Below are 23,730 nucleotides of genomic sequence, written 5' to 3'. Positions count from 1 at the left end.
GCCATGACGAGTCCCGCAGCGCGTCACATGATGCGGGTCTCGGCCTCTGAAACAGCGCAGCGGGCTGCCGTCCCGCTGCGCAATGCAACTGCCTATGAGCAGATGCTCGTTAAGCTGGCCGCAGACAACCGCACGCTCAAACAAATCAGCTCCAAAGAGCGCAAAGCCGCGAAAAAGCGCGAGCTGCTGCCGTTCTACCTGCCGTGGGTCGCTGGCGTCCTCGCAAACGGTAAAGGCGCACAGGATGACATCATCATGACGGTGATGCTCTGGCGTCTCGATGCTGACGATATCGCCGGGGCGCTGGAAATCGCCCGTTACGCCATGACCTACGGCCTCACCATGCCGGTCGGTCGCCGTCCGACGCCGTGCCTGCTGGCCGAAGAAGTGGCACTGACCGCGCAGCGCCTGCTGACGGCAAAACAGCCGGTCAATCTGGCGAACCTGCTCGACACCATCGCGCTGACTGAGCGCGCGGATATGCCCGACATCGTGCGCGCGAAGCTGCACAAAATCACCGGCTACGTGCTGCGTGATGCGGAGCAACTGCCCGAGGCGCTGGCGCACCTGCAGCGTGCGATCCAGTTAGAAAGCACTATCGGGGTGAAAAAGGATATTGAGCAGCTAGAGCGCCAGCTCAGGCCAAAACCCGAACCAGCACCGAAAACCAAAACGACTCAACCGCGCACGCGAAAAACTGCCGCTAAACCGGCGGCACGGCGCGGGCGTCCACCAAAGGCGGCAAAAGCCGCAGGTTAACCGAGCGCTCCCCGAGCCGGGCGGCACGCCGGTCAATGCGGGTATTTATTGCCCTGACTGCGACCGGCGTCCACCGCCCACCCATTACCCGAGGTTGTCATGACGACGCTGATTATTGAGCCAAAAAAAGAGCCGCAGGATGTGCCGGGCGTGAGCGAGCCGGTAATCAAAAACACCCCGTTTTTTCCTGACGTTGATCCGAAGCGCGTGCGCGAGGAAATGCGTTTAGAGCAGACCGTTTCCCCCGTTCGCCTGCGCCGGGCGATGAAGACCGCGATCGCGGAGACTAACGCGGAGCTGAGCGATTGGCGCGAAAGTCAGCTCGATGCCGGTTACGCCACGCTGGCGGATGTCCCGACCGACAAACTCGACGGCGAAAGTGTGCGCGTTTTCCACTACTTCAACGCCGTGTGCTCGATGACGACGGCCACGCTTTATGAGCGTTTTCGCGGCGTTGATGCGACCGCCAAAGGCGACAAAAAGGCCGACAGCATCGACAGCACTATCGATGAGATGTGGCGGGATATGCGCTGGTCTGTCGCGCGCATCCAGGACAAAGCGCGCTGCATTGTGGGGCAAATCTGATGAAAGCGTATGCGCTGCAGGGCGACACCCTCGACGCGATTTGCGCCCGGCACTACGGGCGCACCGAGGGCGTGGTCGAAACCGTCTTAGAGGCTAATCCCGGCCTGTCCGAGCTCGGCGTTATCCTGCCGCACGGCACGGCAATTGAGCTGCCCGAGACCGAGAGCGCAGCCAGAACCGAAACGGTGAATCTATGGGACTGAGTATGGAAAAAATCACCACGTTTATCGCCTACTGGCTGGCCGTGGGGCTGGCGTATGTCGGGGCAATGTCCCCCGAAAAGATGGCGCTTTACGTGGGCGGCGGATGCGCCATTTTTACCGCGCTGACGAACTACTGGTTTAAGCGCAAGACGTACCTCTATCTGACATCGCTCGGACTCGATAAAGGGGCTATTCGTGAAATCAATCGTTAAAAAATGCAGTGTGGCCGCCGTGCTGGCGCTGGCAGCACTGATGCCTGACTTTCGTCTGCTTAACACCTCGCCCGAGGGACTGGCGCTGATTGCCGACCTCGAAGGCTGTCGCCTGACGCCTTACCAGTGCAGCGCGGGAGTGTGGACGTCGGGCATCGGCCACACTGCAGGCGTCGTGCCGAAAGGGGATATCACCGAACGTCAGGCGGCAGCGAATCTTGTCGCGGATGTGCTGAACGTCGAGAAGCGTCTCGCAGTCTGCGTGCCGGTGGAAATGCCGCAGCACATTTATGACGCGCTGGTCAGCTTCTCATTCAACGTGGGAACCGGTGCGGCCTGCCGGTCGACGATGGTCGCCTATATAAAGCGTCATCAATGGTGGCAGGTGTGCGACCAGCTCCCCCGCTGGGTTTACGTGAATGGCGAAATTAACAAAGGGCTGGAAAATCGTCGCGCGCGTGAACGTGCCTACTGCCTCAGGGGGATTCAATGAAAGTGATGTTGTTTTTACTGGCCGCGCTGATGGCGGCTGTGCTCTGGCAGCGTCATGAAAACGGCAACCTGATGCGCTCGTTTGAACGGGCAAACAGGGTCGCTACCGAACAAAAAACCGCGATCGGAATGCTGAAAAATCAGCTTTCCGTTTCGCAGGGCATTGCCAGGCAAAATGAAACCGCGCAGGTCAGTTTACGCGGCGAACTGCTGGCCGCTGGTGCGATGGCCGTGCGGCGTGAAGAAACCATTACGAGGCTAATAAATGAGAATGAAACCTTACGCCGCTGGTACAGCGCTGAGCTGCCTGATGTTGTGCGTCGGCTGCACACCCGCGCCGCCTGTGCCTCAGCCGGTCATTGTTTACAGCGCCTGCCCGAGGGTGAGCTATTGCCCGATGCCGGGAAGCGACCCGGCCACTAATGGCGACCTGAGCGCCGATATTCGCAGGCTTGAGCACGCGCTCGCCGCCTGCGCGCTGCAGGTTGAAACCGTCAAAGACTGTCAGGATAAACTCGATGAAGAAAGCACGCAGCCTGCGCGAAGCGCTGATTAAAGCCGTTCCGCAGCTTGAAACAAACCCCGAAATGATGCGCATCTTTGCCGATGAGGGGAATATCGATGCGCGTCTCGCGGCCTCGCTGTCGCATGAGAAAATTTATACCCTGAATGTGATCGTGTGTGACTTTGTGGGCGACCCTGACCTGATTTTCGTGCCGGTGGCCGCATGGCTCAGGGAAAACCAGCCGGATATCTGCACGCTCGATGACGGTCGCAAAAAGGGCTACCGTTTCCAGATGGATTTGAACGACGGGGACAGCGTCGATATCAGTATCAGCCTGCAGCTCACCGAGCGCACTATCATCAAAGAGGAAAACGGCGCGCTGCACGTGAGCTATGCCCCTGAGCCGCCGCTGCCGGAGCCCGTAACCCCACCAAAAGAGCTCTATCTTGACGGGGAGCTGGCGAGTAAATGGGATGAGTGAATTTAAGCCCTTTGACGATCGACTTAACGGTCTGATTGCTGCCCTGTCACCGGCAGCGCGCCGGAAGCTGGCCGGGGAGATAGCAAAGGAGCTGCGCAAGTCGCAACAGCAACGCATCAAACTGCAAAAAGCCCCGGACGGCTCACCCTATAAGTCGCGAAAGCGACAACGCCTCAGGGCTAAGACCGGGCGGATTAAACGGGCGATGTTCCTGAAGCTACGCACAAGCCGGTACATGAAAGCCACTGGCCGTGAAAACAGCGCGGTGGTGGAGTTCACCGGCAAAGTGCAGCGTATTGCGCAGATTCACCAGTACGGGCTAAAAGACCGCCCTAACCTGCACAGCCCTGAAGTGCAATATCCACAGCGCCAGTTATTAGGGTTTAGCGAGAATAGCAAGCAAGTGGTTGAAAAATTGATTATAAATCACTTTGGTAATAGGTAATAAAAGCCCCTAGCGGTGAGGGGCTTATGATTGCCCGAATGCTAGCTTGCATTGATTGCTTCTGTCATTTTTAATATTTCCTCATGGTATTTAGTGTGTTCAGGATTTTTGGGATTTACTTTCTCTATAAAAGGTAACCATCGACCTTGAATGTCACAAATTCTGCCTAAGGAAGTTATGTTTATTTTATACTGACTAGGAATGGACTTTGCTTGAAATACATACAGCTCGCTTTCGTTTGCATGCGATTTTTTTAAGTAATAGCAGGCGGAGAGAATGCTTTCCTTGTCGTTATCGCTTGTGTTTGTTCCAAAGATGATGCCTTTAATATGTTGTTTTGATATTTTTATGCTTCTGAGTGGTGGGGCTAACTCATCATAGACTGGTAGGTGTAATCGCAATTCTTTTTCATACTTCCAGTCAGTGTATTTTACTCTTCCGATATCATTTTCATTGTATTTTGGTAGGTCTGCCAATAAGATTTCGCGGCAATCGTAAAAATCATCCTGCTCACTAAAAGAGAAAGTGGGGATTAGTTTCCTGAAACCATTTGCTCTGACGGGTTTGTTCTTGTACGCTACCTCAAGGAGTTCAGCTTTGCTGAATCTTGACATGCCTAATGAATAACTTGATGAAGATATTTTTGTAGCTGAAGGGAATATTTCTATATTGCTTTCTAATTTAACATTCCTATCGTTTGTTTCATAAATAATTGCAAAACCCTTTTCTGCATTACCATAGTGCCCCCACATTGTTAGAATGCTGGCGCTTTTTGAAAAGGAGGTAATGTAAAGCTTATCATTTAATTCAGTATCTAACTCATTTTGAGTGTATGAATTGAGTGCTTTTATTACTTCACGCGCATCAGCGAAATCTAATTCCGTGATGGCCTTTCTGCTGATTTCATATGAAATTCTATTTATTGTGTCCTCGTAATTAAGTGATAGTGATTTTTTCTTATTTAAAAGGGCTGTGTGAATGTCTTTTTTGAAAGAGGTTAAAGCCATTGCTATGTGAGACTTTGGCTTTGCATTCAATTGAACGCGGATGCTAAGAATGATTTCGTCGATAAATCTTGTCCATACCTCGCGGTCGGCGTTAAATATGAATTGTGGTTTGCATTCATGTATGTCATTTAATTCTTTAGGTGAAGCAAAAAAAACCTCCCCATGACGAAGCATGGAAAGGTTAAGGTTGTCGACCCGCAGGTATTTATAAAAATACATCTCAATTCCTTATGTGTGAGCCATTCCTATAGATTAAATAGAACTTTTTTTTACTTTTCAAATTTTAATGCGGTCTCCATCAAAGATTTTCAAAGCATAAGACGCACTAAGTATCGGGCATGTTGTTGTATCCCCCACAAAACACCGTTCCATTGCCGCAGGCCTCGCCCGGCGGCATCCTTTCCCCATGAATAATCTAAATTCTCTGCAGGAAATCGCACGCGCGATTCGCAACCTTATCCGCACCGGCATCGTGACCGACGTCGACCACGACGAGGGGCTTTGTCGTGTCCAGACCGGCGGCATGGAAACCACCTGGCTGAACTGGCTTACCAGTCGAGCCGGTCGATCGCGCGTATGGTGGGCTCCCTCGGTCGGTGAGCAGGTGTTATTGCTGGCCATCGGTGGCGAGCTCGATACGGCCTTTGTGCTGCCCGGTATTTTCTCAGATGACAATCCCGCGCCGTCTGCCTCCCCTGATGCGCTTCATGTTTCCTTTCCTGACGGAGCGGTTATTGAGTACGAGCCCGAAAGCGGTGCGCTCACCGTGTCAGGCATCAAAACCGCTGACGTCACCGCGTCGGATTCCATTACGGCCACCGTGCCGCTGGTGCTGGTGAAAGCGGAAACCCGCATCACGCTCGATACGCCGGAGGTGGTGTGTACCAACAAGCTGACGACCGGCACGCTCGAAGTGCAGAAAGGCGGCACCATGCGCGGGAACATCGTGCACACCGGCGGGACACTGAAATCAAACGGCGTGCAGGTGGATAACCACGACCACGGCGGCGTCGAACGGGGCGGAAGCTGGACGGAGGGCATCAAATGACGGTGCGTTATCTGGGAATGAACGGACAGACCGGCCTCAGTATCTCTGAGGTTGAGCATATCCGCCAAAGCGTGCGCGACATTCTGGTCACGCCGGTTGGCTCGCGCGTCATGCGCCGTGAATACGGCTCGCTCCTGTCGCAGATGATTGACCAGCCGCAGACCCCGGCGCTGCGCCTGCAGATTATGGCCGCGTGCTATTCCGCGATCCAGAAGTGGGAGCCACGCGTAGACCTCTCGACCATTACCTTTGAACGGTCGGAGACCGACGGCGGGCTGTATGTCGACATCACCGGCACCCGCTCAACCGGCGGCCAGCCATTTTCCATCACCATTCCACTGAGCTAATCACTATGGCAACCGTTGACCTGAATCAGTTACCCGTTCCCGATGTGGTGGAAGAACTGGACTATGAAACCATTCTTGCCGAACGCATTGCGACGCTAATTTCGCTTTATCCCGAAAATCAGCAGGAGGCTATCGCCCGGACGCTGGCACTTGAGTCAGAGCCGATTGTGAAGCTGCTGCAGGAAAACGCCTACCGTGAAGTTATCTGGCGTCAGCGTGTGAATGAAGCCGCGCAGGCGGTAACGCTGGCCTATTCAACCGGTCGCGACCTCGACGTCGTGGCCGGAAACAATAATACCGAACGCCTGACCATTACCCCGGCGGATGACACCACCATCCCACCGACGCCTGCCGTTATGGAGTCCGACACCGACCTCCGTCTGCGTACTCAACAGGCTTTTGAAGGATTAAGCGTGGCAGGTCCGGTTGGCGCTTATGAGTATCACGGCCGCAGCGCCGACGGGCGGGTCGCTGACGTCTCGGTCGAAAGCCCGTCGCCCGCCTGCGTGACGATTACAGTTTTATCGCGCGAGGGTGACGGCACCGCGAGCCCTGAGTTACTGGCAATTGTTGATAAGGCGCTGAATGCCGAAGATGTGCGCCCGGTGGCCGACCGGGTAACCGTCCAGTCAGCTGAAATTGTGCCGTACCAGATTGACGCGACGCTCTACGTTTACCCCGGTCCCGAATCTGAGCCCATCAGGCAGGCATCAGAGCAGAAGCTGCAGAGCTATATCAGCGCGCAGCACCGCCTCGGGCGTGATATCCGCCTGTCAGCCATTTATGCGGTGCTGCATGTTGAGGGGGTGCAGCGTGTCGAGCTGGCATCACCGCAGGCCGACATTGTGCTGAGTAAGTCGCAGGCGTCGAACTGTACCGAGTACCAGATAACTATCGGGGGCTCGGATGAGTGACCGGCTGTTACCCGTTGGCTCGTCGCCGCTGGAGGTCGCCGCCGCTGCCGCGCTCGCTGACATTCAGCGCGTGCCGGTACCGTTGCGCACCCTGTGGAACTGGCGCACCTGCCCGGTAAACCTGCTGCCGTATCTGGCGTGGGCGCTGTCGGTCGACCGATGGGATGAGAAGTGGCCGGAGGCGACAAAGCGCAGCGTCTGCGCGTCGTCGTTTTTCGTCCATCAGCACAAAGGCACCATCAGCGCATTGCGTCGGGTGGTCGAGCCGCTCGGCTTTCTGATTGAGGTGCGCGAGTGGTGGCAGCTCAACGAGGAGCCTGGCACTTTCCGCCTCGTTGTCGGCGTACTCGACAGCGGCATCACTGACGAAATGTATCAGGAGCTCGAGCGCCTGATTGAAGATGCCAAACCGGCAAGCCGTCACCTGACGGGGCTGGCTATCAGCCTGAGCGCGACCGGCGAGATTTATGTCGGCGCAGGATGTTACGACGGTGACGCGCTGACCGTTTACCCCTACACCCCCGAGGAAGTTGTCGTCGGCGGCGAATATTACCCGGCCTCGGCCATCCATTTGATTGATAACCTGAGAGTGAACGCATGACCGCAAAATATTTTGCCATTCTGACCAATCAGGGCGCGGCGCGGCTGGCGAACGCGGCGGCACTCGGTACCAAACTCAACCTGACGCAGATGGCCGTCGGTGATGCGAATGGTACGCTGCCGACCCCTGACCCGTCGCAGACAAAGCTCATTAACCAGAAGCGCATCGCGCCGCTGAACCTGCTAAACGTTGACCCGGCCAATACCAGCCAGATTATCGCGGAACAGATTATTCCCGAGAATGAGGGCGGTTTCTGGATACGCGAGATTGGTCTCTACGACGATGAGGGGATTCTGATTGCCGTGGCAAACTGCCCGGAGACCTACAAACCGCAACTGCAGGAGGGGAGCGGCCGCACGCAGACCATTCGCATGATTCTGATTGTGTCGAGCACGTCGGCCATCACCCTGAAAATTGACCCGTCGGTGGTGCTGGCAACGCGGCAGTATGTCGACGACAAAGTTATCGAGGTGAAAGCCTATGCCGATAGTCTGCTGGCAGCACACCTCGCCGCTGCTAACCCGCACCCGCAGTACCTGCTAATTGCAGATATTGCGAAATATACGCCAGTAGGTGTGCCACTTCCTTTCCCGTCAGTAACGCCGCCGACAGGCTGGCTGAAATGCAACGGTGCGGCATTTGATAAGGCGAAATATCCGTGGCTGGCTGCAGTGTTTCCTTCGGGTTATTTGCCTGATTTACGTGGTGAGTTTATTCGCGGATGGGATGACGGACGCGGGGTTGATTCGGGGCGTGCGCTACTGAGTGCGCAGGCGGGAATGCTGGAAAAACACCGACACACCATTGTTTCGAATGAAAGTTATGACGATACGGTTGAATGGGATATTGGGGTGATTACTAAATCGACCTATGTGCAGGGGCGAGGGATTGACGCGGCAACGCCCGGAACTTTGATTGCTTCACCGACGTTGCATACAAAAGGCCGAGTTGGTAATACCGGCGGCGCTGAAACACGACCGCGCAGTATCGCATTTAACTACATCGTGAGGGCGGCATAATGGCGAAAGCAACACTGAACAAAAACGGCATTGCCACAAAAGCTGGGGATATGACTGTTTATAACTACGACGGTGAAACACGAGAATTCCTGTCAACTTCCACCGAGTTTCTGGCGGTGGGTGTGGGGATTCCTGCCAACTCGTGCACTGATGCGCCGGTCGATGAAAAAGAAGGTTTTGCCATTTGCCGCACGGCCAGCTTTGATGGGTGGGATTATGTTATCGACCACCGGGGCGAGATCGTGTTTGACACCGAAACCGGCCAGCCTGTCGAGATTAACAGGCTTGGTGATTATCCTGATAATGTGACCACCATCGAACCGCTGACGCTTTATGACCGCTGGGATGGTAACGGATGGGTCACGGATGAGGGCGCGCAGAAAAACAGCCAGGTTAAGGAGGCAGAACAGAAAAAATCCGCGCTGCTGAATAAGGCACAAAGCACTATCAGCCTGTGGCAGACTGAGCTGCAGCTCGGCATCATCAGCGACGATGACAAGGCCAGCCTGATTGTGTGGATGAAATACATTCAAGCACTGAACGCGATCGACACCTCTGCGGCGCCGGATATCGAGTGGCCGGAAAGACCAGAATAAACGAAGCCCTCCACCCGGAGGGCTTTTTTGTATGTTGTGTTATCCCTACACCAACGGCATAGCATCGCGCCTGCGCGACGCACAACAGAAAATAGTCGCACCCCTTAACCACGGAGTTAAACAGATGGGCGACTATCATCACGGCGTCGAGGTCATCGAGATTAACGATGGCACTCGCACCATTTCCACCGTCTCGACGGCCATCATCGGCATGGTCTGCACGGCCAGCGATGCTGACGACAAGACGTTTCCCCTTAATGAGCCGGTGCTGATTACCAGCGTGCAAACGGCTATCGGTAAAGCAGGTAGAAAAGGCACGCTGTCAAAATCCCTGCAGGCCATCGCCGACCAGTGCAAGCCGGTCATTGTGGTGGTGCGCGTTCCCGAAGGTATCGAATACCCAGAAGACCCGGAAGCGGCGCAGAAAGAGACCATTTCCAACATCATCGGCACGACCGACGAAAACGGCAAATACACCGGGCTGAAAGCGCTGTTAACGGCGAAAACCGTCACCGGCGTTAAGCCGCGCATTCTCGGCGTGCCGGGGCTGGATACGCAGGAAGTGGCGACCGCGCTAGCGTCGACCTGCCAGAGCCTGCGTGCGTTCGGCTATGTGAGTGCGTGGGGCTGCAAGACCATTTCCGACGCCATCAAGTACCGTGAGAACTTCAGCCAGCGCGAGCTGATGGTCATTCACCCTGATTTTCTGGCATGGGACACCACTGCGAACGAAACCGATATTGCATGGGCGACCGCCCGCGCGCTCGGCCTGCGCGCCAAAATCGACCAGACAATCGGCTGGCACAAAACGCTGTCCAACGTCGGCGTGAATGGCGTCACCGGCGTCAGCGCCTCGGTCTCATGGGATTTGCAGGAGCAGGCCACCGACGCCAACCTGCTTAATCAGGCCGGAGTGACAACGCTCATCCGCAACGACGGCTTCAAATTCTGGGGTAACCGCACCTGCTCGGACGATCCGTTATTCGTTTTTGAAAACTACACCCGCACGGCGCAGGTGCTGGCCGACACGATGGCGGAGGCGCACGCGTGGGCGATGGATAAGCCCGTTTCCGCAACGCTCATCCGCGACATTGTCGCCGGTATCAATGCCAAATTCCGCGAGCTGAAAAACAACGGCTACATCGTTGACGGCTCCTGCTGGTACGACCCGGAGTCAAACACCGTGGAAACCCTGAAAGCCGGGAAGCTGTATATCGATTACGACTACACCCCCGTCCCGCCGCTGGAAAACCTGACCCTGCGCCAGCGCATCACCGATACCTATCTGGCAGACCTGTCAGACTCGATCAACAGCTAAGGAGCTCAGAGCATGGCGTTACCACGCAAACTGAAATACCTGAATATGTTTAACGACGGTCTCAGCTACATGGGCGTCGTTGAATCCGTCACCCTGCCAAAGCTGACCCGCAAGCTTGAGAAATATCGCGGCGGCGGGATGCCGGGCTCGGTGTCGATTGACCTCGGCCTCGACGACGACGCGCTGTCGCTTGAGTGGACGCTGGGCGGCCTGCCTGACGTTGAGCTGTGGGCACAGTACGCGTCACCGGGTGCCGACAGCGTGCCGCTGCGCTTCACCGGCTCTTTCCAGCGCGATGATACCGGCGCTATTTCCGCCGTTGAAGTGGTCATGCGTGGCCGTCACAAGGAGTACGACGGCGGCGAGAACAAGCAGGGCGAAAGCGGCACGACCAAAATCGCGACCGAGTGCTCGTACTACCAGCTCACGATCGACGGCAAAGAGGTCATCGAGATTGACGTCGTCAACATGGTGATGAAAGTCGACGGCGTCGACCGTCTCGCTGAGCACCGCCGGGCGATTGGCCTGTAACCCGTTAACCGGTCAGCCAGGCTGGCCGGTCACTTACTCACATTCAAAGAGAGCAACATCATGGAAAACATCAACGAAACCGCCACCACCGAAACCGAAAACCCAAACATTGTGATCCTCGATAATCCCATCATGCGCGGTGAGCAAAAAATCGAACAGGTCACCGTGTCCAAACCCAACGCCGGTACTCTGCGCGGCGTGAGTCTGGCCTCGCTGGCAAACTCTGACGTCGATGCTCTGATTAAGGTGCTGCCGCGTATGACGTACCCGGCGCTGACCGAGCCCGAGGTCATGCGTCTGGAAGCGTCAGACCTGATTTTATTCGCCGGTAAGGTGGTCGGTTTTTTGTCGCCATCTTCGGCTCGCTGACCTTCCCGGATAACTTTTCGGTCGATGACCTGATGGCGGATATCGCGGTGATATTTCACTGGCCGCCATCAGAGCTGAATTCCCTGAGCGTGACCGAGCTCATCACATGGCGCGAAAAGGCGCTGCAGCGAAGCGGACACCACCATGAGCAATAACGTCAGACTTGAGGTACTGCTGAACGCAGTAGACCGGGCAAGCCGACCGCTTAAAGCTATCCAGACTGCCAGCAAGACCCTTGCTGGCGATATCCGCACTTCACAAAATAGCCTGCGCGATCTGAATGCGCAGGCTGGCCGAATTGACGGATTCAGGAAAGCGAGCGCACAGCTTGCCGTGACCGGCCAGTCGCTTAACAAGGCCAAACAGGAAGCCGCCGCGCTGGCCGTTCAGTTTAAAAATACGCAGAACCCTACAACCGCGCAGGCGCGCGCGATGGAGGCGGCAAAGAAATCCGCTGCTGACCTGCAGCTCAAATACAACAGCCTCAGGCAGTCGGTACAGCGCCAGCGTACCGAGCTCGCGCAGGCCGGTATTAATACCCGCACCCTGTCGGCGGATGAGCGCCGCCTGAAAACCAGCATCAGTGAAACGACCGCGCAGCTAAACCGGCAGCGCGAGGCACTGGCGCGGGTCAGTCAACAGCAGGCGCGACTGAGTCGCGTTAAAGAGCGTTATCAGGCCGGTAAATCCCTTGCCGGAGGCGCTGCTGCGGCAGGCGCGGCGGGCGTCGGTATTGCCACGGCGGGAACGATGGCCGGAGTGAAGTTACTCACGCCCGGTTATGAGTTTGCACAGAAAAACTCTGAGCTGCAGGCCGTGCTCGGCGTTGATAAACAGTCACCCGAAATGGAGGCGCTGCGCAAACAGGCGCGCCAGCTCGGGGATAATACCGCTGCGTCTGCAGATGATGCGGCGAGCGCGCAGATTATCATTGCGAAAAGCGGCGGGGATGCCGCAGCGATTCAGGCGGCGACGCCGGTCACGCTGAATATGGCGCTGTCTAACCGGCGCTCGATGGAAGAAAACGCCGCGCTGCTGACGGGGATGAAATCCGCGTTTCAGATGTCTAACGACCAGATAGCACATATCGGCGACGTGCTGTCGATGACGATGAACAAAACGGCCGCTGACTTTGACGGGCTGAGCGACGCCCTGACGTATGCTGCGCCGGTGGCAAAAAATGCCGGGGTCAGTATTGAGCAGACCGCCGCAATGGTCGGCGCGCTCCATGATGCCAAAATCACCGGCTCGATGGCGGGGACGGGCAGCCGTGCCGTCCTGAGTCGCCTGCAGGCTCCGACCGGTAAGGCATACGAGGCTATTAAAGAGCTCGGCGTTAAAACGTCAGACAGCAAGGGCAACACGCGTCCGATATTCGCCATTCTGAAAGAAATGCAGCGCAGTTTTGAGAAAAACAATCTCGGGACAAGCCAGAAAGGCGAGTACATGAAAACCATCTTTGGTGAGGAAGCCAGCTCGGCGGCGGCGGTACTGATGACCGCTGCCTCAAGCGGCAAACTCGACCAGCTCACGGCGGCGTTTAAAGCCTCGGAAGGGAAAACCGCTGAGCTGGTTAAAATCATGCAGGACAACCTCGGCGGCGACTTCAAAGAATTCCAGTCAGCCTATGAGGCCGTCGGTACTGACCTGTTTGACCAGCAGGAGGGCTCACTGCGTAAGCTCACCCAGACCGCCACGAAATATGTGTTAAAGCTCGACGGCTGGATCCAGAAAAATCAGGGACTGGCGCAGACCATCGGCATCATCGCAGGCGGTGCAATGGCAATAATTGGCATCGTCGGGGCAATTGGTCTCGTTGCCTGGCCGGTTATTACCGGCATTAATATGTTAATAGCCGGTGCATCGCTGCTCGGAACGATTTTCTCGGTGGTGGGTGGTGCCATTATGGCTGTGCTCGGGGCGCTTACCTGGCCGATAGTGGCTATTGGCGTTGCCATCGTCGCCGGTGCGCTGCTTATCCGCAAATACTGGGAGCCAATCAGCGCGTTTTTCTCGGGTGTAATGGAGGGGCTAAAGCAGGCTTTTGCCCCTGTAACGGAATTATTCGAACCGTTAAAGCCGGTTTTTGACTGGCTGGGTGACAAACTTAAAGCGGCGTGGCAGTGGTTCAAAGACCTGATTGCACCGGTTAAATCGACGCAGGAGACGCTCGACAGCTGCAAAAATGCGGGTGTGATGTTCGGTAAGATGCTGGCTGAAGCGCTGATGTTACCGCTCAAAAGCTTTAATACATTGCGCACCGGCGTTAACTGGCTGCTGGAAAAGCTCGGGGTTATCAATAAAGAATCAAGCGACCTTGACCAGAAGGCCGCTAAAGCCAGTACCGCCACTGGCTCGCAAAATGGGTCTTATATTCCGGCAACCTCAGCATATGGCGGTTATCAGGCATATCAGCCGGTAACGGCACCCACGGGTAAGACTTACGTCGACCAGAGCAAGCCAGAATATAACATCAACCTGAATGGTGGCATCGCGCCGGGCAGCGACCTTGACCGGCAACTCCGCGAGGCCGTCGATAAATTCGACCGTGAAAACCGTGCGCGTCAGCGCTCAAGTATGCGCCATGACTGAGGGGGATAAAGCATGTTAATGGTTTTAGGTTTGTTTGTGTTTGAGCGCCGTACGCTGCCCTATCAGTCCATGCAGTATTCGAAGGATTACCGCTGGGCGTCAAACGACCGTATCGGCAAGCCACCGGCCTACCAGTATCTCGGGGAAGGGGAAACCACGCGCACGCTGTCGGGCGTGCTCTATCCCGAAATTACCGGCGGACGTTTGTCACTGACCGCCATCGAGCTGATGGCAGACGAGGGGCGCGCGTGGCCGCTGATTGACGGAACGGGCATGATCCACGGCATGTATGTCATCGACAAAGTGACGCACACGCACACCGAGTTATTCAGCGACGGAGCGGCGAGAAAAATCGAGTTTAGCCTTTCTCTTAAGCGGGTCGATAGATCGCTGGCGGCCATTTATGGCGACCTGAAAACGCAGGCCGACAATCTGGTCACGTCTGCTGGTGACTGGCTGGGAGGGCTGGCAGGATGATTACAGGAATGGATATTCAGGCCGGGGCGAAGATTGCCCCGGCGTTTATGCTCAAGCTGGATAACGATGATATCACGCAGGATTTTACTGACCGTCTTATCAGTCTGACCATGACCGACAATCGCGGATTCGAGGCCGACCAGCTCGATATCGAGCTTGATGACACTGACGGCCAGATAGCAATGCCACCGCGCGGCGCAACGTTGACGTTGTGGTTAGGCTGGCAGGGTTCCGCGCTGATTAAAAAAGGGACGTTCACGGTCGACGAAATCGAGCACAGGGGCGCGCCTGATACGCTCACCATCCGGGGGCGCAGCGCCGATTTTCGCGGCACGCTGAACTCTCGCCGGGAACAGTCATGGCACGACACCACGCTCGGGCAAATTGTGGAGGCGATTGCGGCACGGAATAAGCTGACGGCCAGCGTGGCCGACAGGCTGAAAGCCGTCGCAGTGCCTCACATTGACCAGTCGCAGGAATCCGACGCAGTGTTTCTGTCCCGCCTGGCTGACCGGAACGGGGCGGCGGTTTCGGTAAAAGCGGGAAAACTGTTATTCCTGAAAGCGGGGAGCGGTAAGACGGCCAGCGGAAAGCCCATTCCTCAGATGACGCTTGAGCGCGGGGACGGCGATCGTCATCAGTTTGCCATTGCTGACCGGGAAGCCTACACCGGCGTGACGGCAAAATGGCTGCACACCAAAGACCCGAAGCCGCAAAAGCAAAAGGTGAAGCTCAAGCGTAAGCCCAAAGAGAAGCACCTCCGCGCGCTGCAGCACCCGAAAGCGACCAACGCCCCGGCAAAGACTAAAACCAAAAAAGAGCAGGAAGCGCGCGAGGGTGAGTACATGGCCGGTGAGGCTGACAACGTGCTGGAGCTGACGACCATTTATGCGACTAAGGCGCAGGCCATGCGCGCCGCGCAGGCGAAGTGGGACAAACTGCAGCGCGGCGTTGTGGAGTTTTCAATCTCGCTGGCGATCGGCCGGGCAGATTTATTTCCTGAAACGCCAATTGCCGTGAAAGGGTTTAAGCGCGTTATAGACGAGCAGGCGTGGATAGTCAGCCGGGTGGTGCATAATCTCAACGGGAGCGGCTACACGACGGGCTTAGAGCTTGAGGTTAAGGTGTCGGATGTGGAGTACGAAAGCGAAGAGTTAACGCAGTGATTTGTTTTTATGTATTTGTTATGTAAGGATAAATTGAGTAAAATTAGCGCATCGGAAAATAAATGAGGTGCTCGCCATGTTTCACTGTCCAAAATGCCATTTCGCCGCTCACGCCCGCACAAGTCGCTATTTTACTGACACGACCAAAGAGCGGTATCACCAGTGCACAAACATCAACTGCAGCGCGACGTTTGTTACCACCGAAACGGTCGAGCGCTTTATCGTATCACCGGGGGTTGTAGTGCCAGCGGCACCGCATCCGACAACGTCAGGCCAGCAACAGATCCACTGGATGTGACCAAAAGATAGCCCCGTCTATACGGGGATATCTATTTTTTGTAGTTGATAAAACATCATTAATTGCTAATAATCTCATTGCAAATAACTTATTGATACAAACAATGCTTTATTGAAATGAGTATGAATAATATGTAAATATCTTTTCACTATTGCCTTCCTGTATTCAAAAGGTTTTTTACTGAAATTATTTGCTTGATTCCGATTGGAAAATTTATTGTCACACATGTCGGTTTCTTGAGTTCACTTTTTGACTCTAGCCAATGGATAAAAATGAAAAATATTAAAGTAAGTACGCTTAATGAGTTGGAAGCGTTGATAGACGAATTTGGTCAAGACGTACTGTTTAGAGGGCAACTTACTCACTATGGTGAACCTGGAGAGCCATCCATTATCGCTTCATTTGATCGGCAGGATTGTATTCCAACAGAAACAATCAAATGGTCCCGTTATGCGAGCAAGGTTCTTGAGGTGCTAATTGGTGAGCATGTCAATGACATAGGTTATGTTCAGGCCCTTTTGCAACATTATGGATGGAGATCATTTTATGTTGACTGCTCTTCTAGTCCTGCTGTAAGTGCATGGTTTGCTAGCCATAAGTATACCGAATCACCCAGCATCGACATGTGTGAAGATTGTGATGAAAACTTTCTATGGGAAAGAAAAAAATACGTTAGCTATGTCTATGAAGAGGGTGAAGGTCACCTTTATGTGATTGATAAATCGATTGCTAATGAGGTGGGGCTCATAGATCTTGCCACTTTAACAATTAAGGGGTCAGTTCCTCGAACTGAAGCGCAAAAGGCGTGGCTCTTGGGACCTACGATGGGAAAGGCCGTTCCAAAAAATTGCTTCATTGCTCAAATAACAGCAAGTAGAGCTATTTTTCGTGATTATGCAGCCTTACATGGTTTAACGAAAACTGATTCTCTTTTCCCGCCTGTGTCAAAAGACCCCATTCTCAAAGCACTTTTAGATTTGCCATGGAGAGAAATAGAGTCGCTACGTGATCCGGAGTTCCCTGTGCCTGTATTTAAACGCTCGCTTGAAATACCTGAGTATCAGGATAGTTTTAAAAAAATTGCGTCACCAGATACAGCATTTTACCAAGGCGGTAAAATTAGTGAAATTTTCATGTCGATTGATACGGTCAAAGGTGAATTGACAGGGGGAAAGGTTGTTTCAGCTCCGGGGATAATTATTTTTGGAACTGCACCAGCCGAAACCCCAATGAGATTTCCTAAAATCGAAAAAATGATTGAAGGTAAAACTTACCTTGCATTCGAAATCGATGAAATTATTAAGCATCCCGGCATGGGCCATAACGTCGTATACCAAAAAGGAATAGGTATAATCAATCATGCGCAGGATCTTTTTGAGGTTTGTGAGTTGGTGGTCATGCATCCTGGATTAGAGATGACAAACGCTGGTTTATGCCCTGGATGGTATTACCGCAGACAACCTTCTGGCTTATGGGAGCGTGAGCATAACGCTAATGAATGTGACTGCAAAAACGACAGTATCCATCAACGACATATTTCAGCTCTTATTATAGCTGAGCATGAACTTCGTTAACTCTAGCGAAAACGATTTTATTAATGGATTTCTATTCACTAAGGACCGAAATTTGCTCATCAAGAGTAAGCCCCGCTATTGCAGGGCTTCTTGTAACGATGTGGTCAATCTGTGGACATGACGTGAAATAAATCCTTTTATTTCATTGTGTTGAGGCGCTTAAAAAAGCTCCTGCGGGAGCCTTTTTAATTCTGTTTGACAATCCCTCACCATTTAGTTGTATAGTGCAACTAAATAGTGAGGACATAACATGCACAGCGAAACCCCGGTAGTCAGTGTTATTCGACGTTCCTCGCGCCTGATGGTGCGAGAGTTAGGTTTTATGGGGTCTACCCTGGCCTCAACGAATTACTCGCCTTCGGCCGTCCATACTCTGGTCGAAATTGCTCTACGTAAGGAGATGACGGCGAGCCAGCTGGTGCAACTGCTGGGCCTGGAAAAGTCCAGCGTCAGCCGGATGCTGGCTCGCCTGATTGCAGCAGGCGAACTCGAGGAAGTCATTTCTGTTGAGGATGCGAGAGCAAAGAGCCTCAGGCTGACCGCGAAAGGTCACGAGACGGTCAGCAAAATTAATGCCTTCAGCAATGAGCGGGTGGTCACAGCAATAAAGCGTCTTGCTCCTGCCCAGCAGCAGACCATCTCTGAGGGGCTTTCCCTTTATGCCAACGCGCTGCTGGCATGCCGCGAGGCGGGCAACGATATGCAGCCCGACGAGCTGAGGATAGTGCAGGGGTACATCCCCGGCATGATTGGCCGTATCGCGGAAATGCATGGCAGCTATTATTCGCGGGAGCATAACTTTGGTCGCTTCTTCGAGGCTAAAGTGGCTTCAGGGCTGGCCGAGTTCAGTGAAAGACTGGAGAAGCCCTGTAACCAGATTTGGCTGGCAGTGCTCAACGATAAAATTGTCGGCTCGGTGGCAATCGATGGCGAGGATCTGGCGCCGGGTGAAGCCCATCTTCGCTGGTTTATTCTTGATGATGGCTGCCGGGGACACGGCGTGGGGAAAAAACTGCTGAATGAAGCGATGCGGTTCTGCGACAGTGGCGGTTTTTCTGCCGTGCACCTCTGGACATTCAATAAGCTGACCGCCGCCCGGCGTCTGTACGAGTCGTTTGGGTTTACGCTGGTAAAAGAGTGGGAAGGCGACCAGTGGGGGAGCCTGATTACAGAGCAGCAGTTTACCCGGTACAGAGGCGCGTAATCGCCGCCATAAAAAAGGCTCCTTTCGGAGCCGCTTTGGTATCAGAACACTTTCTTGTACGGTCTGACCGTCACTTTTGCATACACACCCGCTGCAACGTACGGGTCTGCGTCAGCCCAGGCCTGAGCGGCTTCCTGGGATTCAAATTCAGCAATAACCGTGGAGCCGGCGAAACCGGCAGCACCCGGATCGTTGCTGTCTACTGCGGGCATGGGGCCAGCGGTCAGTAATCGGCCTTCATCCTGAAGCAACTGCAAACGTGCCAGATGCGCAGGGCGCACAGACTGACGTTTTTCGAGCGAATCAGCAACATCTTCAGAGTAAATCACGTAAAACACGGCGAAGCTCCTTAACCGGTAAAAGTGTCAGTTACGTTATGTGAAAGGGCAAACGACTGCAATGTAAAATAAAAACAATGTTAATACCCTGATCTGAATGCGCCTTTTTTGGCCTCTCAGGCGCTAAAGTTGCGCCAGAACAAAGTGTCTTATTGAATATGATTGCTATTTGCATTTAAAATCAGGGTTCGGTTTTTTAACGTTGATGAATATGACTTCGATGACCCTTGATTTACCTCGCCGCTTTCCCTGGCCGACGCTGCTTTCTGTCGTGATTCACGGTGCCGTTGTGGCGGGGCTGCTGTATACCTCGGTTCATCAGGTTATTGAAATGCCCGCGCCCGCGCAGCCGATTTCCGTGACGATGGTATCGCCAGCGGATCTTGAACCGCCGCAGGTTGCCCCTCCGCCGCCACAGCCGGTGGCTGAAACGGAGCCAGAACCCGAACCCGTTCCGGAGCCACCGAAGGAAGCCCCGGTGGTGATTCACAAACCTGAACCGAAGCCAAAACCTAAGCCGAAGCCAAAGCCGGTGAAGAAGGTTGAGGAGCGTCCGAAACGCGAGGAACGTCCGGTTGAACCGCGCGCGACCCAGCCGGTCGAAAATGCAGCGGCTTCACGTCCGGTGATGAACAATACGGCAACGACGTCAAAGCCAACGGTTACCGCGCCAGCGGGCCCGCGAGCCGTAAGCCGCAATCAGCCTCAGTATCCGGCGCGAGCTCAGGCCTTGCGTATTGAAGGCCGCGTACGGGTGAAGTTTGATGTCACTGCGGATGGCCGCGTGGATAACGTGGAAATCTTATCTGCGCAACCTTCTAATATGTTTGAGCGCGAAGTGAAATCTGCCATGCGCAGATGGCGCTATGAGCCAGGCAAGCCGGGTAGCGGATTGATCGTCAATATTGTTTTCCGCCTGAACGGCGGGGCGCAGATGGAATAAAAAAAGCCTCCGAAAGGAGGCTTTTTTTTTGCCTGTCGATCAGGCCTGTGGAAGTTGACGAGGTTTACCCTCGCTGTCCACGGCGACATAAATAAACAGCGCTTCAGTGGCCTTATAACGTTGCCCAATCGGCTCAGAAGAGACTTTCTTCACCCAGACTTCGATGTTGATGGAAATGGAGGTATTACCGCGTTTCACGCAGCGCGCGTAGCAGCAAACCACATCACCCACCGCAACCGGGCGCAGGAAGGTCATGCCGTCCACTCTCACGGTGACCACGCGCCCGTGGGCAATCTCTTTTGCCAGAATTGCGCCGCCCATATCCATCTGCGACATCAGCCAGCCGCCAAAAATATCGCCATTGGCATTGGTGTCAGCGGGCATTGCCAGTGTGCGTAAAACCAGTTCGCCCTGAGGGGCGTTAGTTGTTGTCATTGTTTTAACTCGTAACGGAAGACTTCAGGCGGGATGCTACTATGATTCGCGTGCGGAGAGAATAGACCAGAACGCCCGTCGTTGACGTTCTGGTCAGTCAGTAATCAGTGGTTGTCGTCCTGCGGCATATGACGATAGATGTATACACCGCTTAACAGCGTGAAGATAAGCGTCAGCGCAGTCAGGCCAAAGACCTTAAAGTTGACCCAGATATCCTGCGGCAGCCAGAAGGCGATATAGATATTAGCGAGACCGCAGAGAATAAAGAAGATTGCCCAGGCAGTATTCAGACGCGACCAGACTACCTGCGGCAGCGTGAGTTCTTTACCTAACATGCTCTGGATAAGGGGCTTTTTCATGAACCATTGGCTGAACAGTAATGCTGCTGCAAACAATGCATAAATAACAGTCACCTTCCACTTAATAAATTCAACATCATGCAAGGCAATGGTCAATCCACCGAACACCGCCACTAGGATGAACGTAATAAGCGCCATTTTTTCGACTTTGCGATAGCGAATCCAGCTATAGATCAGCACAACGGCGGTCACAACGATTAATGCTTTTGTTGCAGCAAAAATGTCGTACAACTTATAGACAGCGAAAAACACCGCGAGCGGTAAAAAATCAAGAAACTGCTTCATTCTGTGATTCCATCTTCTAGGCGGGGCGGGAGACAGCGATGCCCCCCGCCTCGGGATTACTGACGAATTAACATATACAGGCGGAACAGATAGACGAGCAGTACCGCTGAAATGAGATTGCTCAGCGTATTCGCCACCACTGCGCCAACATTAGGCGTTAAAACCGCAAAATTCGGCGCAAACAATAACAGCAGCGTTTTGGCCAGCAGCCAGCCGATCACGGCGGGCGCCACCAGACGCATATTAGCCCATGCCAGTCTGATGCTGTTGCGCATCGCGGTAAAAATACCCATCTTATCCTGCACGACCATCACTGGGGCAAATGAGAGCACGATAGCCAGTAATACCCCCGGCACCACGACCAGCATAATCCCCATCTGCACCAGCAGGGTGGTCAAAAAGATCAGGATAAACAGCTTAGGTAAGACCGGCGCGCTGGCACCAATCGCCCGTAAGGCGCTGACCCGGTGACCCGCCGATACCAGCTGAATCATCAGCAAAACGCCGCCCGCCAGAACCGCATTACCAATCAGGCCTGAGAACGTGGACGCGGCAGAAGCGCGCAGCAGAATTTGCTGCTGCTCCGGCGTCATGTTTTGCACCAGCTCAAACAACCCCACGCTACCCGCAAGATGGTCGCCCTGGCTCAGGCTGGCAATCTGTTCTTCACTCGGTGAGAACGCATGACCCAGCACCACCGTGATAAAGGCGCAAAGCAACGCGATCAGTAAAAAGGTAATGAACTGATTGCGGAAAAAGTTTCCCGTGTCACGGTAGACAGACTTCGCCGTGATAGACATGCACTCTCCTTGAGTATTGCAGGTGTTAATTAGCCGGCAATTGTACACCGGATGCACCTGCTGTGGCAGCATCAAGGCTTGTATGGAAAAGCATATCTTTGTAAAGCGGCGGTAATCCAACGCGGGCGCGGGCGCGGTTACAGGCTTCGTTGACCTGCCCATCTTCCCCCGACATGGCAAATTCCCGGCACGGGCTGGGGCGATCCTCATAGATGGAACAGCGGGTCGCGACCCCAGGCTCACCCTGTAGCGCCACACAGCGGGCCTGCTTTTGGTTCGTGCCGCTCATGCAGCGCAGAAAGGGTGTTAACGGCTCGGTAAGATGAACCGGAACGGTACCGCCGCCATCGCTGGCTTCGGCCCAGTAGAAAGAGACTCGAAAATACGCACAACAGGCTCCGCACGTCATGCACGGGTTAATATCACTCATGGCACACCTGCAAAAGAAGAACGCATCAAATCAACTTGTGAGAGCGATAAATTATCCAGCCGCCAGAGGAAGAGCAAGAGGGGGAAAAGGGAAAATTTTGTAACCGTGAAATGCCAAAAATTGACATGGAAACAACTTATTGGTTTTGGATGCGTAACAAAAAATTAATCCAGATCAATGAATGTTAAGTTACTGGTTTTAATGTGATCTGTGGCAGATCACTTATTACCCTTTTGTGAGTATATTCTCATCCGCGATTAAAACCACAACGATGGAGCGGATATGAAAAAATTAGCGGTGGCAGCCCTTGTATTAAGCAGTCTCTCTGGCGGCGCGTATGCGCATGAAGCAGGCGAATTCTTTATTCGTGCTGGTTCGGCTACGGTTCGCCCAACTGAAGGATCGGATAACGTGCTGGGAATGGGCGGTTTTAACGTCAGTAATAACACCCAGTTAGGTTTAACCTTTACCTGGATGGCGACGGATAACGTGGGCGTTGAGCTTCTGGCCGCAACGCCGTTCCGTCATCGCGTCGGTTTAGGACCAACCGGTGATATCGCCACGGTTCACCATTTACCGCCAACGCTGATGGCGCAATGGTACTTTGGCGACTCAAGCAGCAAGGTGCGTCCTTATATTGGCGCCGGTGTGAACTACACCACCTTCTTTGATGAGAAATTCAACGATACCGGTAAAGAGGCGGGTCTGACGGACCTCAGCCTGAAAGATTCGTGGGGCATGGCGGGACAGGTCGGTCTGGATTACCTGATTAACCGCGACTGGCTGATCAACGCCTCGGTCTGGTATATGGATATTGATACGGACGTACGCTTCAAGGCGGGCGGCCAGCAGCAAAGTATCAATACTCGCCTGGATCCGTGGGTGTTTATGTTCTCTGCGGGTTATCGTTTCTGATCCCCTGTCAAACTGGCCACAGGGTGGCCAGTTTGCTTTGTTCACATCAAAACGACGGATAAACCGGCCGCTCATCAAGCTTTACGCAGTGCCTCAGGATCGTTTCCCCATCATATAAATAGCTGAAAGCGTCGCTGGACAGGGAATGGAAGAGAATATCGCCGTTGGCAAACGGGATAATTTCGGTATCACCCGCACGTTTGTGTCCCGCGCCGGTTTCAAAATGACCGCGCCACCGTTCCTGAGTGTGGTCATAGACGTGCAGAATAACCTCGACAAGTCCTCGTTGCGGACAATTCAGGCGCAGGAAGGTAGAAGAGAAATTCAGGGACAGCGCATGGAAGGGAATCAATAAGGCGAAAACCAGTAAAGCTCGTAAATACATCAAACCGCGAAAACCTCCTTCAAAAGGGAAATGAGATTTTACTTAAGTCAAAAATCACGTTTTTGCCGTGGATCAAGATGTCTTATAATTCAATACG

At 53.9% G+C, this 23,730-nt stretch carries 34 protein-coding genes; 28 read left to right on the top strand and 6 right to left on the bottom strand.

Annotated elements, in window-relative coordinates; translation table 11 throughout:
* The first annotated feature begins 3 nt into the window (after window positions 1–3).
* The 9 genes from KGP25_RS13350 to KGP25_RS13310 all read left to right on the top strand — a co-directional run bounded on the left by KGP25_RS13350 (window position 4) and on the right by KGP25_RS13310 (window position 3,682).
* Window positions 4–759, top strand: a complete 756-nt coding sequence (locus tag KGP25_RS13350; RefSeq protein WP_223539094.1) for a terminase endonuclease subunit — start codon at window positions 4–6, stop codon at window positions 757–759.
* A 99-nt stretch (window positions 760–858) separates the two neighbouring features.
* Window positions 859–1,344 (top strand): head completion/stabilization protein, encoded by a 486-nt coding sequence (locus tag KGP25_RS13345; RefSeq protein WP_223539093.1) that lies wholly within the window; start codon window positions 859–861, stop codon window positions 1,342–1,344.
* Window positions 1,344–1,547, top strand: coding sequence for a tail protein X (locus tag KGP25_RS13340; RefSeq protein WP_223539092.1), 204 nt, complete (start codon window positions 1,344–1,346; stop codon window positions 1,545–1,547). Before KGP25_RS13345 ends, KGP25_RS13340 begins: the two co-directional genes overlap by 1 nt.
* Window positions 1,538–1,759 (top strand): hypothetical protein, encoded by a 222-nt coding sequence (locus tag KGP25_RS13335; RefSeq protein ID WP_001354073.1) that lies wholly within the window; start codon window positions 1,538–1,540, stop codon window positions 1,757–1,759. The genes KGP25_RS13340 and KGP25_RS13335 overlap by 10 nt, the downstream gene beginning before the upstream one ends.
* Window positions 1,743–2,252 (top strand): lysozyme, encoded by a 510-nt coding sequence (locus KGP25_RS13330; RefSeq protein ID WP_223539091.1) that lies wholly within the window; start codon window positions 1,743–1,745, stop codon window positions 2,250–2,252. The genes KGP25_RS13335 and KGP25_RS13330 overlap by 17 nt, the downstream gene beginning before the upstream one ends.
* A complete protein-coding gene (gene lysB / locus KGP25_RS13325) occupies window positions 2,249–2,674 on the top strand; it encodes an Rz-like lysis system protein LysB (protein ID WP_223539090.1) in 426 nt (141 codons plus the stop codon). The genes KGP25_RS13330 and lysB overlap by 4 nt, the downstream gene beginning before the upstream one ends.
* On the top strand, window positions 2,562–2,807 hold the full coding sequence (gene lysC, locus KGP25_RS13320) for an Rz1-like lysis system protein LysC (protein WP_245405055.1): 246 nt from the start codon (window positions 2,562–2,564) through the stop codon (window positions 2,805–2,807). The genes lysB and lysC overlap by 113 nt, the downstream gene beginning before the upstream one ends.
* Window positions 2,770–3,237, top strand: coding sequence for a phage tail protein (locus KGP25_RS13315; protein WP_045352362.1), 468 nt, complete (start codon window positions 2,770–2,772; stop codon window positions 3,235–3,237). Before lysC ends, KGP25_RS13315 begins: the two co-directional genes overlap by 38 nt.
* Window positions 3,230–3,682 (top strand): phage virion morphogenesis protein, encoded by a 453-nt coding sequence (locus KGP25_RS13310; protein WP_223539089.1) that lies wholly within the window; start codon window positions 3,230–3,232, stop codon window positions 3,680–3,682. The genes KGP25_RS13315 and KGP25_RS13310 overlap by 8 nt, the downstream gene beginning before the upstream one ends.
* Window positions 3,683–3,723: 41 nt before the next feature.
* On the opposite strand, the gene KGP25_RS13305 is transcribed toward KGP25_RS13310, so the two are convergent.
* Complete coding sequence (locus tag KGP25_RS13305) at window positions 3,724–4,908, bottom strand: DUF2971 domain-containing protein (RefSeq protein ID WP_223539088.1); 1,185 nt, start codon at window positions 4,906–4,908, stop codon at window positions 3,724–3,726.
* A 187-nt stretch (window positions 4,909–5,095) separates the two neighbouring features.
* Here KGP25_RS13305 and KGP25_RS13300 point away from each other — a divergent pair, with 187 nt between their 5' ends.
* The 16 genes from KGP25_RS13300 to KGP25_RS13225 all read left to right on the top strand — a co-directional run bounded on the left by KGP25_RS13300 (window position 5,096) and on the right by KGP25_RS13225 (window position 18,743).
* Window positions 5,096–5,737, top strand: coding sequence for a phage baseplate assembly protein V (locus tag KGP25_RS13300; protein ID WP_223539087.1), 642 nt, complete (start codon window positions 5,096–5,098; stop codon window positions 5,735–5,737).
* Complete coding sequence (locus KGP25_RS13295; protein WP_223539086.1) at window positions 5,734–6,084, top strand: GPW/gp25 family protein; 351 nt, start codon at window positions 5,734–5,736, stop codon at window positions 6,082–6,084. Before KGP25_RS13300 ends, KGP25_RS13295 begins: the two co-directional genes overlap by 4 nt.
* 5 nt (window positions 6,085–6,089) lie before the next feature.
* Window positions 6,090–6,998 carry a baseplate assembly protein gene (locus KGP25_RS13290; protein ID WP_223539085.1) on the top strand — a complete coding sequence of 303 codons (909 nt, stop codon included), beginning with the start codon at window positions 6,090–6,092 and terminating at the stop codon, window positions 6,996–6,998.
* A complete protein-coding gene (locus KGP25_RS13285; protein WP_223539084.1) occupies window positions 6,991–7,599 on the top strand; it encodes a phage tail protein I in 609 nt (202 codons plus the stop codon). Before KGP25_RS13290 ends, KGP25_RS13285 begins: the two co-directional genes overlap by 8 nt.
* The gene (locus tag KGP25_RS13280) at window positions 7,596–8,618 is read left to right on the top strand and encodes a phage tail protein (RefSeq protein ID WP_223539083.1); all 1,023 of its coding nucleotides are present in this window, start codon (window positions 7,596–7,598) and stop codon (window positions 8,616–8,618) included. The genes KGP25_RS13285 and KGP25_RS13280 overlap by 4 nt, the downstream gene beginning before the upstream one ends.
* Window positions 8,618–9,214, top strand: a complete 597-nt coding sequence (locus KGP25_RS13275; protein WP_223539082.1) for a tail fiber assembly protein — start codon at window positions 8,618–8,620, stop codon at window positions 9,212–9,214. Before KGP25_RS13280 ends, KGP25_RS13275 begins: the two co-directional genes overlap by 1 nt.
* Window positions 9,215–9,338: 124 nt before the next feature.
* Window positions 9,339–10,532, top strand: coding sequence for a phage tail sheath protein (locus KGP25_RS13270; protein ID WP_223540562.1), 1,194 nt, complete (start codon window positions 9,339–9,341; stop codon window positions 10,530–10,532).
* 12 nt (window positions 10,533–10,544) lie between these two features.
* Entirely contained in the window at window positions 10,545–11,063 is a 519-nt protein-coding gene (locus tag KGP25_RS13265; protein ID WP_023333115.1) for a phage major tail tube protein, read from the top strand.
* 60 nt (window positions 11,064–11,123) lie between these two features.
* Window positions 11,124–11,432 carry a phage tail assembly protein gene (locus KGP25_RS13260; RefSeq protein ID WP_059290894.1) on the top strand — a complete coding sequence of 103 codons (309 nt, stop codon included), beginning with the start codon at window positions 11,124–11,126 and terminating at the stop codon, window positions 11,430–11,432.
* Window positions 11,429–11,587 carry a GpE family phage tail protein gene (locus KGP25_RS13255; RefSeq protein ID WP_314742033.1) on the top strand — a complete coding sequence of 53 codons (159 nt, stop codon included), beginning with the start codon at window positions 11,429–11,431 and terminating at the stop codon, window positions 11,585–11,587. Before KGP25_RS13260 ends, KGP25_RS13255 begins: the two co-directional genes overlap by 4 nt.
* Window positions 11,577–14,024 (top strand): phage tail tape measure protein, encoded by a 2,448-nt coding sequence (locus KGP25_RS13250; protein ID WP_223539081.1) that lies wholly within the window; start codon window positions 11,577–11,579, stop codon window positions 14,022–14,024. The genes KGP25_RS13255 and KGP25_RS13250 overlap by 11 nt, the downstream gene beginning before the upstream one ends.
* 12 nt (window positions 14,025–14,036) lie before the next feature.
* Window positions 14,037–14,501 carry a phage tail protein gene (locus KGP25_RS13245; RefSeq protein WP_223539080.1) on the top strand — a complete coding sequence of 155 codons (465 nt, stop codon included), beginning with the start codon at window positions 14,037–14,039 and terminating at the stop codon, window positions 14,499–14,501.
* Entirely contained in the window at window positions 14,498–15,667 is a 1,170-nt protein-coding gene (locus KGP25_RS13240; RefSeq protein ID WP_223539079.1) for a phage late control D family protein, read from the top strand. The genes KGP25_RS13245 and KGP25_RS13240 overlap by 4 nt, the downstream gene beginning before the upstream one ends.
* 76 nt (window positions 15,668–15,743) lie before the next feature.
* Window positions 15,744–15,965 (top strand): DNA-binding transcriptional regulator, encoded by a 222-nt coding sequence (locus tag KGP25_RS13235; protein ID WP_048975131.1) that lies wholly within the window; start codon window positions 15,744–15,746, stop codon window positions 15,963–15,965.
* A 272-nt stretch (window positions 15,966–16,237) separates the two neighbouring features.
* The gene (locus tag KGP25_RS13230; RefSeq protein WP_038419782.1) at window positions 16,238–17,539 is read left to right on the top strand and encodes an FRG domain-containing protein; all 1,302 of its coding nucleotides are present in this window, start codon (window positions 16,238–16,240) and stop codon (window positions 17,537–17,539) included.
* A 250-nt stretch (window positions 17,540–17,789) separates the two neighbouring features.
* On the top strand, window positions 17,790–18,743 hold the full coding sequence (locus KGP25_RS13225; protein ID WP_223539078.1) for a helix-turn-helix domain-containing GNAT family N-acetyltransferase: 954 nt from the start codon (window positions 17,790–17,792) through the stop codon (window positions 18,741–18,743).
* Between the two features lie 41 nt (window positions 18,744–18,784).
* On the opposite strand, the gene KGP25_RS13220 is transcribed toward KGP25_RS13225, so the two are convergent.
* A complete protein-coding gene (locus tag KGP25_RS13220; RefSeq protein ID WP_023327637.1) occupies window positions 18,785–19,081 on the bottom strand; it encodes a YciI family protein in 297 nt (98 codons plus the stop codon).
* Window positions 19,082–19,301: 220 nt separating this feature from the next.
* On the opposite strand from KGP25_RS13220, the gene tonB reads away from it, so the two are divergent.
* Window positions 19,302–20,024, top strand: coding sequence for a TonB system transport protein TonB (gene tonB / locus KGP25_RS13215; protein WP_223540561.1), 723 nt, complete (start codon window positions 19,302–19,304; stop codon window positions 20,022–20,024).
* A 39-nt stretch (window positions 20,025–20,063) separates the two neighbouring features.
* Here tonB and yciA read toward each other — a convergent pair whose 3' ends face one another.
* The 4 genes from yciA to KGP25_RS13195 all read right to left on the bottom strand — a co-directional run bounded on the left by yciA (window position 20,064) and on the right by KGP25_RS13195 (window position 22,333).
* The gene (yciA, locus tag KGP25_RS13210) at window positions 20,064–20,459 is read right to left on the bottom strand and encodes an acyl-CoA thioester hydrolase YciA (RefSeq protein ID WP_008502796.1); all 396 of its coding nucleotides are present in this window, start codon (window positions 20,457–20,459) and stop codon (window positions 20,064–20,066) included.
* Window positions 20,460–20,563: 104 nt separating this feature from the next.
* Window positions 20,564–21,103, bottom strand: coding sequence for a septation protein A (locus KGP25_RS13205; protein ID WP_028018783.1), 540 nt, complete (start codon window positions 21,101–21,103; stop codon window positions 20,564–20,566).
* 56 nt (window positions 21,104–21,159) lie between these two features.
* Complete coding sequence (locus KGP25_RS13200; RefSeq protein ID WP_045908900.1) at window positions 21,160–21,903, bottom strand: YciC family protein; 744 nt, start codon at window positions 21,901–21,903, stop codon at window positions 21,160–21,162.
* Window positions 21,904–21,928: 25 nt separating this feature from the next.
* Window positions 21,929–22,333, bottom strand: coding sequence for a YkgJ family cysteine cluster protein (locus KGP25_RS13195; RefSeq protein ID WP_032674935.1), 405 nt, complete (start codon window positions 22,331–22,333; stop codon window positions 21,929–21,931).
* 282 nt (window positions 22,334–22,615) lie between these two features.
* On the opposite strand from KGP25_RS13195, the gene ompW reads away from it, so the two are divergent.
* The gene (ompW, locus tag KGP25_RS13190; protein WP_032674934.1) at window positions 22,616–23,248 is read left to right on the top strand and encodes an outer membrane protein OmpW; all 633 of its coding nucleotides are present in this window, start codon (window positions 22,616–22,618) and stop codon (window positions 23,246–23,248) included.
* A gap of 145 nt (window positions 23,249–23,393) precedes the next feature.
* Window positions 23,394–23,603 carry a hypothetical protein gene (locus KGP25_RS13185; RefSeq protein WP_223539077.1) on the top strand — a complete coding sequence of 70 codons (210 nt, stop codon included), beginning with the start codon at window positions 23,394–23,396 and terminating at the stop codon, window positions 23,601–23,603.
* Window positions 23,604–23,730 lie beyond the last annotated feature (127 nt).

It is taken from the genome of Enterobacter sp. JBIWA003 (assembly GCF_019968825.1).
GTDB lineage: Bacteria > Pseudomonadota > Gammaproteobacteria > Enterobacterales > Enterobacteriaceae > Enterobacter > Enterobacter quasiroggenkampii.
Note: the sequence above shows the minus strand (reverse complement) of the source record. Positions and strands in the feature narration are given on the sequence as shown.